Genomic DNA, 11,732 nt, shown 5'->3' on the forward strand with positions numbered 1-11,732 from the left:
CGCATTTCCGGCAATCGAGCATTTTATGCTGAAGTAACTCGGCAGCACGTTTGGCATTAATGGTATTGCAGGCAGGGCAGGTAACAGGATATTGAGCTGATTGAGCAACGGAATTCACAGCAGTTCCCGCAAGTTAACATAATTGATGTCACAAGCTAGTGGAAAAGTATGAAGAATAAAAGAAAGGAATGTTAAGAGTGTAAAATTGGTCGGGGTAGAGAGATTCGAACTCCCGACATCCTGCTCCCAAAGCAGGCGCGCTACCAGACTGCGCTATACCCCGAATGCTGTTTGGCTCCCCGAGTTGGACTTGAACCAACGACCAATAGATTAACAGTCTACTGCTCTACCGACTGAGCTATCGGGGAACTTCGTAACAGCGAGGCGTATATTACGGAGGGGGCTGTTGTTCGTCAACACCTTTTTTCAATAAAAACAAAAAACTAGCGAAGATTTTACCATCAGCGGCATTCTGTCTGTGCGCCTCGGCTAAAGTGGATTCAGGGGACGTTCAGCGGTGTATGGTCGTCAGCGGACAAAGCGGCCGAAGATGCGGCGCTGGCAGAGTAATTCATGTCACACTTTATCCGGATCATCAGTCATTGCCATGGTTTTGGCAGACGGAAGTCCGGATTGTGTCTTAGGCTGGTGTTCGGTTGCACTTGATGAGATGTTAACGAGTGACAGGAAAGCCCTGATTTCTTTGCAAAGGAGGTAGCGGATGCATATCAATGCTCCATTCGAGCTGGTTCTGTTTGGTGGTCTTGGCGATCTGGCGCAACGCAAGCTGCTGCCAGCATTGTATTTGTTGCATCGTGACGGGCGTCTGCCGGCCGGGCGTATTTACTCGACCACCCGGCGGGACATCGGCGCCACCGATTTTGCCGAGATGGTTCGCGCTGCACTTAAGCGGCATGTCGCGACTGAATATCTGGAAGAAAGCAGCTGGCAGAGTTTCAGCGAGCGCCTGCACTGTCTGACCGTCGACCTCAGTGATGAAGCCCAGTACAGCCTGTTGGCCGGCGCGCTGATGCCCGGTGATATCAACCGTATTTTTTATCTGGCCACCGGTTCCGATCTCTATACCGGTATAGCCCGTGGCTTACATAACAGTGGCCTGATTCTCAGTCAGAGCAAGATCGTGCTGGAAAAGCCCATCGGCCATGACTTTGCTTCCGCTCAGGCGATTAATAACGCCGTTGCTGAATACTTTGCGGAGTCACAGATTTACCGTATCGATCATTACCTGGGTAAAGAAACGGTACAGAATCTGATGGTGCTGCGTTTTGCCAACTCCCTGTTTGAATCCCAGTGGAATCAGAAGTACATCGATCATATTCAGATCACGATTTCTGAATCTCTGGGCGTAGAAAAACGTGCAGGTTTTTATGATCAGGTCGGCGCCATGCGCGATATGTTTCAGAATCATCTGCTGCAACTGCTGTGTATTACCGCGATGGAACCACCGGCCCGGCTGGAGCCGGATGCGGTGCGTGACGAAAAGGTAAAAGTGCTCAAATCCCTGAAGGCCATTACGGCAGAGGCGGTCAGTGATAAGGTGGTTCGTGGTCAGTACGATGCTGGTGTGTCAGACGGTCAGCCGGTACCGCGCTACCGCGATGAACCCGGTGTGCAGGCAAAAAGCATGACCGAAACCTTTGTCGCGGTAAAAGTCGAGATTGATAACTGGCGCTGGGCAGGGGTGCCGTTTTATCTGCGCACCGGTAAGCGTCTGGCGGACCGCGCCTGTGAAATCGTGGTGCATTTTAAAGCCATTCCGCACTCCATCTTCCCGATGCAGCATAAAAATACCATGGCGAACAAACTGATCTTCCGCCTGCAGCCGGATGAAGGCATCCGCCTGATGCTGTGCGAAAAACGGGTAGGGCCGGGCATGAATGTTCGGCCGATGAACCTCAGTCTGAACCCGGCCAACCATAAGCAGACACGGGTGCCGGAAGCCTACGAGCGCCTGCTGTTTGATGTGCTGAGCGGTAATGCCACGCTGTTTTTACGCGACGATGAATTACTTGAGGCATGGCGCTGGGTCGATCCGATTCTGCAGGCGTGGAACGATTCTGAGCAGCGGCCTGAACCCTATACTTCGGGTTCCTGGGGGCCGGCAGCGGCAACCTTACTGCTGGCCAAAGATGGCCGTCTGTGGGATGAAAACAGCTGAGGAATGCCTATGTTGAACGGAATGCAGGATCTGCGCTTTAACAGCAGTGACACGTTGGCCAGACAGCTGGCGGGTGATCTGGCAACGCGTCTGCAGAGCTGCATTGAACGCCGTGGCCGGGTTTGCCTGGCGGTCAGCGGTGGCAAAACGCCGGTCGGTTTTTTTCAGCAGCTGGCACAGCAGCAGATCGACTGGCAGAAAGTTCTGATTACGCTGGTGGATGAACGCTGGGTGAACGAGCATGATCCGCAGAGCAATGCCGCGCTGGTGCGTGAGCATCTGCTGCAACATCAGGCGGCACAGGCTTACTTTCTGCCATTAAAAAACAAGGCAGCCTCACCGCAGCAGGGCTTTATGGACTGTGAAAATATCCTGCACGAGCAGATTGATCAGCTCGATTATGCCGTACTGGGTATGGGCAGCGATGGTCATACGGCGAGCTGGTTTCCACACAGCCAGGCACTGCCGCGCTGTCTGGATGGCAACTCCGGCGCCTGGTGTTGCCCGGTGAGCGACGAACAGGTCACGCTGCCACGTATGACCCTGACCTGGAGTTTGCTGGCGAACTGCCGCCATCTGTTTTTGTTATTTGACGGTGACGATAAAAACCGCGTGTTCAGTCTTGCTTGCGACGCTGCTGAAGCAGGTAACACCGCGGCCATGCCGGTGCGCCGGGTTTTGTTTCAGTCACAGGTCGGCCTGAGTGTTTATCGCCGGGAAAATTTACACGGAGAGCCTGATGCACCCCTTACTGCTTGATGTTACCGAACGCATCCGCCAGCGCAGCAAAGCCACCCGCGCTGCTTATCTGGCACAAACAGAACTGGCCGTTGCCCGGGGGCCTGTGCGCGAACAGCTGAGCTGTACCAATCTGGCCCATGATTATGCGGCATCCTCAGATACTGAAAAACTGATCCTGAAGCAGAATCATCGTGCCGCCAATATTGCCATCATCAGTGCTTATAATGATGTGCTGTCGGCCCATGCGCCATATCGCGATTACCCGCAGCAACTGAAAAAAGCACTGGCGGCCTGTGGTCATGTCGGACAGATGGCCGGTGGTGTGCCCGCCATGTGTGATGGTGTCACTCAGGGGCAAACAGGGATGGAGTTGTCGTTATTCAGCCGTGATGTGATTGCGCTGAGTACGGCGGTGGCGATGTCACATCAGGTGTTCGACGGCATGCTGTTGCTCGGCATCTGCGACAAAATTGTGCCGGGGTTATTGATGGCTGCTCTGCGCTTTGGTCATCTGCCGGCGGTGTTTGTACCGGCAGGCCCCATGCCCAGCGGTATCAGTAACAACGATAAAGCCAAAGTCCGGCAGGCCTATGCCGCCGGAGAAATTGGCCGCGATGAGCTGCTGCACAGCGAGATGGCCTCGTATCACAGTGCCGGCACCTGCACCTTTTATGGAACCGCCAATTCCAATCAGATGCTGATGGAAATCATGGGCCTGCAGTTACCGGGGTCTTCGTTTATTAATCCGAATGATCCGTTGCGCGCGCCATTAACCGCCGCCGCGGCCCAGCGTGTCAGCGAGCTTACTGCTCTGGCGCCAGACTTTATGCCACTGGGGCAGATGGTGGATGAGCGCACGCTGGTGAATGCCATGGTGGGGCTGCTGGCGACCGGTGGTTCGACCAATCACAGCATTCATTTACCGGCGATCGGACGTATGGCCGGTATTCTGATCGACTGGCAGGATATGGCCGATCTGTCGGATGTTGTGCCGCTGCTGACGCGGGTTTATCCCAATGGCAAGGCCGATATCAACGCCTTTCAGCAAAGTGGTGGTATGGCCTATTTAATGCGCGAACTGGCTTCCGCCGGGCTGCTGCATACCGATGTTAAAACCATTATGGGCGATGGCCTGGAGCCGTATTTTAAGGAGCCGTATCTGAATTCTGAGGGCACGCTGAGCTGGCGTCCGGCGGTAGCCGAGAGCCTCGATTTATCGGTACTGGCACCGGCTCACGCGCCTTTTATGCGCGAAGGCGGCATGAAATTACTGCAGGGCAATCTGGGCCGGGCGATCATGAAAGTGTCGGCGGTGCCGGATGATCGCTGGCAGGTGGAAGCTCCGGCGCGGGTATTTACGACTCAGGAAGCGGTGCTTAACGCATACCGCAATGGTGAACTCAACTGCGATGTGGTGGTGGTACTGAAATATCAGGGACCAAAAGCCAATGGCATGCCGGAGCTGCATCAGCTGACACCGGCACTGACCAATCTGCAGGAGGCTGGCTACCGTGTGGCGCTGGTGACCGATGGGCGCTTATCCGGTGCATCCGGCAAGGTCCCGGCGGCCATTCATGTCTGCCCGGAAGCTTATGCCGGCGGCTGGCTGGATCGGGTTCAGGATGGTGATGTGATTCGCCTAGACGGCCATCATGGTGAACTGACGGTGCTGGCCGAAGGTTTTGCTCAGCGTCCGGCCCATGAGCCGCCCGTATTGTCGGCGACCGGGGTTGGCCGCGAGTTATTCGCCGGCTTGCGCAAATTAGTCACTCCGGCCGATCAGGGCGCGTTGTCTGTCGGCTGGGATTAAAACAGGACACTCGTCCGAGTATTCAGGGTACGTTTAAGGAGAATCGTGATGTGGGATTTATGGTTGGACCGCGCCAAGCCTCTGGTGCCTGTTATGGTGATTGAAGACCCGGAAGACGCGGTGCCGATGGCGCAGGCGCTGGTGCAGGGCGGTGTGCGTCTGCTGGAAATTACCCTGCGTACCCGCCATGGACTGGAAGCCATCACGCGGATAAAGCATGAAGTTCCCGGAGCTATTGTCGGCGTGGGCACCGTAACCAGTGCACAGCAAATGGAAGATGCACTGAACCGGGGCGCCGAGTTTGTCGTCAGTCCGGGTATTTCACCGGAGTTGCTGGAATGTGCCCGTCGTTGGGGAGGCCCTTATCTGCCCGGTGTGGCAACCCCGAGTGAAGTGTTGCAGGCGCGGGCTGCGGGCTTTAAATATCAGAAGTTTTTTCCGGCCGCCGCTGCCGGAGGCATCGAGATGCTGAAAGCCTTTTCAGGCCCCTTTGCCGATGTGAAATTCTGCCCGACCGGCGGTATTGGTCAGAAAAATTATCAGGATTATCTGGCACTGAATAATGTCTTTGCGGTGGGCGGCAGCTGGCTGACACCGGCAGAGGCTGTCTCGGCACGAAACTGGCAAGCCATTACGACCATGGCCATTGCCGGATAACTGAGAACCTATGAATGACCCAATACTGAGCGGTTTTAAACAACGCCTGGAACGTATTTATTCTGAGCGGAATGACCTGCAGGAGCTGGCGCAGAATATTCTGCGTCTGTGCCAGCAGTTTTCTGACAATACTGCCCGGCAGGAAAGCGCAGTCAGGGCGGAACGCTGGTCGGAGCAGGACGTTATTCTGATCACCTACGGCCACAGTATTCAGCACAGTGGTGAGATTCCGCTGCAGACGCTGGGGGATTTTTTACGCGCTCATTTGCAGGACACGGTTAATAATGTGCATATTCTGCCGTTTTTTCCTTACAGTTCGGACGATGGTTTTTCGGTAATTGATTACCGTCAGGTCAATCCCGACTGGGGCAGCTGGGAGGATATCAGTGCCATCGCCAGAGATTTTGATCTGATGATAGATCTGGTGATCAATCATTGTTCGCGTGAAAATTTATGGTTTGTAGATTACATCGCCAACCGCGAGCCCTACAGTGATTATTTTATTGAAACAGATCCCGCAACCGATGTTTCGGCGGTCACCCGTCCGCGTAATACACCATTATTAACCCCGGTTCATACCCACCGTGGCGTACGTCATGTCTGGGCTACTTTCAGTGAAGATCAGATCGATCTGAATTTTGAAAATCCCGCCGTTTTACTCGAATTTATTCAGATATTACTGTTGTATGTGGAGCGTGGTGCGCGCTTTATTCGTCTGGATGCCATTGCTTTTTTATGGAAAAAAATCGGCACCCGCTGTGTGCATCTGCCGCAGACCCATGAGGTGGTAAAACTGCTGCGTGATGTGCTCGATTATGCCGCACCGGAAGTGGTTTTAATCACCGAAACCAATGTGCCGGTCGCTGAAAATCTGAGTTATTTCGGTCAGTCCGATGAAGCGCATATGGTTTATCAGTTCGGCCTGCCACCGCTGGTTCTGCATGCCCTGAACCGCGGTAATGCCAGCTTTCTGACTGATTGGGCGGATAAAATACCGCCACTGCCGCCGGGCTGTACTTATCTGAATTTTACCGCTTCCCATGATGGGATCGGAGTGCGCCCGGTGGAGGGAATTTTACCGGAGCGTGAAGTGCAGGACCTGATTGATTCCATGCACCGTTTTGGTGGCTTTGTCAGTATGAAAGCCAACCCCGATGGCAGTCAGAGCCCTTATGAAATCAATATCAGCTTGTTCGATGCCTGCATGGGCACACGGCGCGGCAGCGATCATTTTCAGGTGCAGCGTTTCCTTTGTTCGCAGGCCATTATGCTGGCCCTGAGGGGAATTCCGGCGTTGTACATTCACAGCCTGGTCGCCACTCCGAACGACCTGGATCATGTTGAACAAACCGGCCGCACACGTTCTATTAACCGTAAAATCTGGGATAAACATGAACTGGAATGCCTGCTGAATAATCCGGTGACACCCCAGGCGGAAGTCTTTACGGAATTACGCCGTATGATCAGGATACGCCGTGAGCAGAAGGCTTTTCACCCGGATGCCAGACAGGACATTGTACGGATTAATTCCGATTTATTTATTGTTAAGCGCACCTGCGTGGATAACAGTCAGACACTGTATGCGCTGTCAAATGTGACGGAGCGTATTCTGCAGCTGCCATTGGCCAGTCTGGGCTTTTTACCCGGTGGACTGACCGATCTTCTGAGTCATCATGAGGCGGATATTGCCGCAACGGAGATATTAACCCTGGCGCCGTATCAGACGGTATGGCTGACGCAGAGTCTGTAAGGGGAATGCATCAGCGGCTGAGGCCGCCGATCATCAGGCGGATAATCTCGTGCCGCCAGGGCTCTATCTGCTCATCGCTGAAGTCATTAAGCGCGACATGTTTAACCGTTTCCATCAGCATAGCGGTGACCAGTTGTGCGGCGATGGCGGTATTCATTTCGCTGCGCAGAAAGGCTTTGCTGATACCGTTTTGCAGATAGTAGGCGGTAAATTCAGCGAATAATTCCTGAATGCGGTTTACCGCATCACTGATGTCGGCATCCACCCCATAGGATTCATAAAAAGCGATGCGTGCCAGTTGCGGCCGTTCGCGGAAAATAGCAATTAACCGGTCAGCAATACGCTCCAGTTGCTGCTGATATTCAGCCAGCGAGTTGGTGTTGGGCGGGTCCTGCTGCACGACGGTCGACATCTCACTCAGCAGCAGATTCAGAATTTCGTTAAAAATATCCCGTTTGTTTTTGTAGTAGCGGTAAACCGTGCCATGACCAATACCCAGGCGGGTGGCGATATCGGCAATGCCACTGGCATGGAAGCCTTTTTCAGCAAAAATATCGATGGCTGCATCCAGAATATCCTGGCGGCGGCGGGCAATTTTTTCAGGTGACGCGATATTAGCCATAACTATCCAACGGTTTACCACAGGCGGTGACTGCGGTGTAAAAACGGAAAGGGACGTCATTTTTGAGGGCATCATCGCATATTGTCAAATACAGAGGTCGGTGTTTTTTTTGATAGCAAAGAATTCTTAACCCTTATGGGGCTGTCTGTGTACATTGTTGTATATGTATTGTATAGGTTTCTGTCTGCGGACACAGGAGAGGTGATATGACTACATCAGAACTTAAAAAAGCACTGCGTCAGGGGGGAGTGGATGTCAATATCCTCACCAATGAGGGCGATCTCTATCTGGTACAGGTGGACTATATGGGGCGTCTGAGTTTGCTGATGGAAGATGGCATGCCGGTACGTTTCCGCGGCTTATCGGAGTGTTCCGGAAAGCTGGCCAGTCTGGGTGTACGCAAAGGTTTTATGGTGCAGCAGTTACCCTACGACGAGATGATCAATAACGCAGAGCGCCCCCAGGCTGACCGCCTGCCGATGTATTTTCACTGATACATGTTGATTAGGGCCTGTCGACACTCATTAAACAGGCCTGTTATTGGCTAAAAATATCTCAGACAAGGCGCTGAGAGTGTGGCCTAACGGGTTAAGCGAGCGAACAGCAACGCAGTATGAGGGATTTTTAGCCATAACCCTTCGGGCTGAGGCCAGTTTTCCCCATTAACGTCGTCGTTCGTCATTCATTTAGCCCGCTAATATCACTCCTCTCTCCTTGTTCTGAGAAAAACCAGCTCTCAGCAGGCCGATTCAATTAGTGTCGACAGGTCCTAACGGCAGGCTGCCGGCAGACAATCACTGACCTCGTCAGTGATTGTCTTCTTCGACAGCTTCATAGATGCGGTCGAGAATATCGGGTACGGCTGAGATTACCCGGTTCCAGCTGGGAATAAAGGGCGTTTCCATCGGATTGGCGAGGAAATGCTCACCGGCAGCCATAATATTTTCGGCAAACAGTTCCACGGCTTTTTCTTCGGCATGGCGGTCGAGTGTTAAACCATTCATCCGCGCATCGTTGTAATAGGTTTCAACAAAATCCAGCGCAATACGGAAGTAGGTGGCTTTAATTGAGCGGAAGGTTTCGGTGGTAAAAATTTCTCCCTGAGTGGCCAGCTTACGGAAAATGGCTTTGCAGATGTCGGTGCTCATTTTCGACAGTCCCCGGCTGGCGTCTTCTTCCGACAGAGGCTGGTGTTTATGGTCATACACATCGGCAATATCGACCTGGCAGATGCGATTGGTTGAATAGTTCCGCTTCATTTCTGACAACACGCCGATTTCCAGCCCCCAGTCGGAGGGAATGCGGATATCGTTCAGCACATCGGTACGCATGGAAAATTCACCCGACAGCGGATAGCGGAAGCTGTCGAGATATTCCAGATAATCGAGAGAGCCATAGACTTTTTTCAGTGCGCGGATTAACGGCGTTACCAGTAAACGGCTGACCCGGCCGTTGAGTTTCTGTGCAGCCACGCGGGCATAAAAACCTTTGGCAAATTCATAGTTAAATGCCGGATTGGCCACCGGATAAATCAGCCGGGCCAGCATACTGCGTTCGTAAGTCACAATATCGCAATCGTGCAGGGCTACGGCTTCGGCGCGCCCGGAAGCCAGTACATAGCCATAGCAGTACCAGACGTTACGGCCTTTACCCATTTCTTTCGGCGCCAGACCTTCATTTTGCAGCAACTCATCAATTTTGCGCAGGCGCGGGCCATCGTTCCATAGAATGCGGTGATGCTGCGGCAGGCGCGAGAAAAACTCCCGGGCATGGGCATATTCTTTTTCATCGGCGCGATCAAGGCCAATCACGATTTCGTTAAGGTAGGGGACTTTGGCAACGTCGTTAATAATGTTGTCCAGTGCCGGGCCGCTGAGTTCGGAGTAGAGAGAGGGCAGCACCAGCGACATGGGCCTGATACGTGAAAAACTGATGAGTTCTTTTTCTAATTCGTCCAGCGGACGGTCAACCAGATTATGCAGAGTGGTAATAATGCCGTTCTGATAAAAATCAGCCACTATGAGCCTCCTTGAACAGGTCATCTAACAGGGAAAGTAAGGTTTCATTCCAGCCCGCCGGTCCGGCTTTACTGGCAATCCGCAGCTGTGGGTGCTGCAGTTCGAGGGTGTTTTTTATACCGGGAATCACAATGGCGTAGTCGGCGGCGCTGAGCATGGCGCGGTCATTTTCGCCATCACCCAGGGCGATAACTTTCACCGGCTGTTGCCATAACGCTTCGTAATGATGACGGCAGAATTCCAGACCGTGGGCCTTATCGTTAGGCCCCATCACATGATGAAAACGGCCGCCACTGAGCAAACGCAAGTTGTGGCTGCTCAGAGCCAGACGAAATTCTGCGAGCTGCTCATCGCTGCCGGTCCAGACCAGAGGCTCGGACGCGCTGCGCTGTTTTGCCAGGTGAGCGTCTTCTACCGATAAACCGGTTAATGCCGCTACTTCGGTGGCGGTCATATCGTTAAAACCACGGAACTGAAAACCCTGCTGACGCAGACTGTGCAGCACTTTCAGTATGGCCAGATAACTGCTGTGCAGAATCTCGCTGTTGTAGCCATTACCGTTACTTTTCGGAATAAAAATCGCACCGCCGTTTTCGCAGACAAAGGGATCGTGGTTGTCCAGCGTTTCTCTCAGAAGCAGCATTTCGGCAAAGGTTTTACTGCTGTTAAATACGCAGGGAATATTCAGGCTGTGCAGTTTTTTTAAGGCTTTTTCCGCCGCCTGTGCGCTGTAGCTGTGATGATCGAGCAAACAGCCATCAAGATCGGTGACCACAACCAAAGGCAGTTCCGGCGGAGTCTTGTGCGGATGTGTGGATGTATTCATGGCTTATCCACCTCCGGGGTTTTACTGTGAATGGCGGCAACCTGATGCTGCGTGTCCAGCTCCAGAACCAGATCGGCATGCTCGGGCAACTCGCGTAATGCGTTCTCGGTCAGACGCTGATAGTGCTGAATAAAGCGTATCAGCCCGGCCTCGCTGAGGCTGCGGTCGGTGGTTTTGCTCAGACTGATTTTGTTCTGCGACAGAGCTGCTGATTGTTTGCGGTTACTTTCTTCCTGTTCGCGGCGCCACTGGTGTACGGCTTTCATGTCGGGGACTTTCAGCATTAGCAGGCGGTCGATCTGGGCGAACCATTCGGCATAGCTGCCGGCCAGTTGCTGATTGACCCAGCGCCGCCATTGGCCGTCGCTGTCGTCGCTGGCTTCAAGGCCGTTGACCGGCTCCTGCAGGTCTTCTTCTGCAACCGGCAGACAGCCTACACACCAACCTTCAAACAGGATCAGATCGACCGTGCCCGTCACTTTATGCCAATAATTATCCGGCAGGCGGTCATCCTGAATTTTATCGAAGACCGGAATCATTAAACGTTCACCTTCGTTCAGCTTGCGCAGCTGACGGGTCAGTAACATGCCCAGTGCCACATCATGGGTGCCGGGCACGCCACGGGTGGTCAGCAGCGGGTGAATATTCAGTGCCAGCTGGCTGCGTTCGGAGTGCGTCAGGTAGAGATCATCAATGGACAGCACTACGGTGTTCCAGCCCAGAGCTTTGCGGTATACCAGTGCCAGGGCTTTACACAGGGTGGATTTCCCCGATCCCTGACCACCATGAATACCAATAACCGGCACTTCTGTTGGCAGACGACCTTTTTCGCTTGCCAGCCAGGCGGCAAGCGGCGCCCAGACATCCGGCCACTGGCTGAGCCAGGCGGCAGGAAAGTCCTGCAGCTCTGTTTCGCCAGCGCTGCGTAATTGTTCCAGCAGTTGTGGATCGCTGCTGAGTGATTGTGGCCAGAGTGTTGGTTGAAAATTCATATCGATACCTGTTATCTGTCCCGGTTAAATTAATGGTAGAGCAGATACCTGAATGAGACAGAGCAGGCACTGTGCCAGATAAGATTTTTCGCCTGATTTTACTGACCCAGAGCACTGCTTTTATGTGCTCTGGTGAA

10 protein-coding genes and 2 tRNA genes are annotated in these 11,732 nt (G+C 53.3%); 6 read left to right on the plus strand and 6 right to left on the minus strand.

Going from position 1 to position 11,732, the window contains the following annotated elements:
- Positions 1-206: 206 nt before the first annotated feature.
- Together LGT44_RS14100 and LGT44_RS14105 are read right to left on the minus strand one after the other, a co-directional pair.
- Positions 207-283, minus strand: a tRNA-Pro gene (locus LGT44_RS14100).
- Positions 284-292: 9 nt separating this feature from the next.
- Positions 293-368, minus strand: a tRNA-Asn gene (locus LGT44_RS14105).
- A 353-nt stretch (positions 369-721) separates the two neighbouring features.
- Between LGT44_RS14105 and zwf the strand changes: the two genes are divergently transcribed.
- From zwf to LGT44_RS14130, 5 genes are read left to right on the plus strand one after another with little or no spacing between them, the layout of a single operon-like run.
- A complete protein-coding gene (gene zwf, locus LGT44_RS14110) occupies positions 722-2,179 on the plus strand; it encodes a glucose-6-phosphate dehydrogenase (RefSeq protein WP_230331438.1) in 1,458 nt (485 codons plus the stop codon).
- Between the two features lie 9 nt (positions 2,180-2,188).
- Positions 2,189-2,938, plus strand: a complete 750-nt coding sequence (pgl, locus tag LGT44_RS14115; RefSeq protein ID WP_230331437.1) for a 6-phosphogluconolactonase — start codon at positions 2,189-2,191, stop codon at positions 2,936-2,938.
- Positions 2,919-4,730, plus strand: coding sequence for a phosphogluconate dehydratase (gene edd / locus LGT44_RS14120; RefSeq protein WP_230331436.1), 1,812 nt, complete (start codon positions 2,919-2,921; stop codon positions 4,728-4,730). The genes pgl and edd overlap by 20 nt, the downstream gene beginning before the upstream one ends.
- A 48-nt stretch (positions 4,731-4,778) precedes the next feature.
- Positions 4,779-5,387 (plus strand): bifunctional 4-hydroxy-2-oxoglutarate aldolase/2-dehydro-3-deoxy-phosphogluconate aldolase, encoded by a 609-nt coding sequence (gene eda / locus LGT44_RS14125; protein ID WP_145470386.1) that lies wholly within the window; start codon positions 4,779-4,781, stop codon positions 5,385-5,387.
- A 10-nt stretch (positions 5,388-5,397) separates the two neighbouring features.
- Positions 5,398-7,137 carry a sugar phosphorylase gene (locus LGT44_RS14130; protein ID WP_230331435.1) on the plus strand — a complete coding sequence of 580 codons (1,740 nt, stop codon included), beginning with the start codon at positions 5,398-5,400 and terminating at the stop codon, positions 7,135-7,137.
- 10 nt (positions 7,138-7,147) lie between these two features.
- On the opposite strand, the gene LGT44_RS14135 is transcribed toward LGT44_RS14130, so the two are convergent.
- Complete coding sequence (locus LGT44_RS14135; RefSeq protein WP_186436009.1) at positions 7,148-7,759, minus strand: TetR/AcrR family transcriptional regulator; 612 nt, start codon at positions 7,757-7,759, stop codon at positions 7,148-7,150.
- A gap of 206 nt (positions 7,760-7,965) precedes the next feature.
- On the opposite strand from LGT44_RS14135, the gene LGT44_RS14140 reads away from it, so the two are divergent.
- Entirely contained in the window at positions 7,966-8,253 is a 288-nt protein-coding gene (locus tag LGT44_RS14140; RefSeq protein WP_225690694.1) for a DUF6482 family protein, read from the plus strand.
- Positions 8,254-8,565: 312 nt separating this feature from the next.
- Here the strand turns inward: LGT44_RS14140 and LGT44_RS14145 are convergent, their stop codons facing one another.
- Genes LGT44_RS14145 through LGT44_RS14155 form a run of 3 tightly spaced genes read right to left on the minus strand, consistent with a single transcriptional unit; the run spans position 8,566 to position 11,595 of the window.
- Positions 8,566-9,777, minus strand: a complete 1,212-nt coding sequence (locus LGT44_RS14145; RefSeq protein ID WP_145470393.1) for a glycosyltransferase family protein — start codon at positions 9,775-9,777, stop codon at positions 8,566-8,568.
- The gene (locus tag LGT44_RS14150; RefSeq protein ID WP_230331434.1) at positions 9,770-10,603 is read right to left on the minus strand and encodes an HAD-IIB family hydrolase; all 834 of its coding nucleotides are present in this window, start codon (positions 10,601-10,603) and stop codon (positions 9,770-9,772) included. Before LGT44_RS14150 ends, LGT44_RS14145 begins: the two co-directional genes overlap by 8 nt.
- On the minus strand, positions 10,600-11,595 hold the full coding sequence (locus LGT44_RS14155; protein WP_230331433.1) for a hypothetical protein: 996 nt from the start codon (positions 11,593-11,595) through the stop codon (positions 10,600-10,602). The genes LGT44_RS14150 and LGT44_RS14155 overlap by 4 nt, the downstream gene beginning before the upstream one ends.
- Between the last annotated feature and the right edge of the window lie 137 nt (positions 11,596-11,732).

Source organism: Thalassolituus alkanivorans (assembly GCF_020447205.1).
In the GTDB taxonomy this organism is placed as follows: domain Bacteria; phylum Pseudomonadota; class Gammaproteobacteria; order Pseudomonadales; family Oceanobacteraceae; genus Venatoribacter; species Venatoribacter alkanivorans.